Annotated in this window: 1 pseudogene; it reads right to left on the reverse strand. The window is 69.3% G+C overall.

The features are described from left to right. A pseudogene (locus tag HUK84_RS21430) lies at positions 1 to 678 on the reverse strand (5-methyltetrahydropteroyltriglutamate--homocysteine S-methyltransferase); the annotation flags it as partial. Positions 679 to 713: the final 35 nt, after the last annotated feature.

The raw sequence follows: 713 nt of genomic DNA on the forward strand, positions 1-713 counted from the left end.
GACCAGGCAGGGTTCGTCGATCTGCACCCAGCCGGCGCCGGCATCGGCCAGGGCGCGCAGGATGGCGACATAGACCGGCAGCAGGCGCGGCAGCAGCGACAGCGGGTCGAAGGCGCCGCCGCGGGCCTTGCCCAGCAGCAGGTAGCTGATCGGCCCCAGCAGGACGGGGCGGGTTTCGATGCCGAGCGCGCGGGCCTGGAGATACTCATCCACCGGCTTGGCCGAGGACAGGCGGAAGACCTGATCGGCGGAGAATTCCGGCACCAGGTAGTGATAGTTGGTGTCGAACCATTTGGTCATTTCCGCGGCGGGCAGGCCCCCGGAGGCATCGGCGTGGCCGTGCGTGCAACCTTCCGCCGCGTCGCCGCGGGTGCCGCGGGCCATGGCGAAATAGGTCGCGCTGTCGACCGGACCGCCGGACCAGCCATAGCGGGACGGGATGGCCCCGACCATGACCGACATGTCCAGCACATGGTCGTACAGCGAGAAATCATTGGACGGGATGATGTCGGCGCCGCGATCGCGCTGCCAGATCCAGTTGTCCGCGCGCAGGCGTGCGGCCGCCGCCTGGAGCGCGGCCTCGTCGCCGTTTCCGGCCCAGTGTTCTTCCAGCGCCTGTTTCAGTTCTCGCCTGGGGCCGATGCGGGGAAAGCCCAGTGTGGCGACGGTGACGGTCATGACAGCCTCGACAGTTGGGGCGGGCCGGCGGACAG

The sequence above is a fragment of the Nguyenibacter vanlangensis genome (assembly GCF_013376155.1).
Taxonomy (GTDB): domain Bacteria; phylum Pseudomonadota; class Alphaproteobacteria; order Acetobacterales; family Acetobacteraceae; genus Gluconacetobacter; species Gluconacetobacter vanlangensis.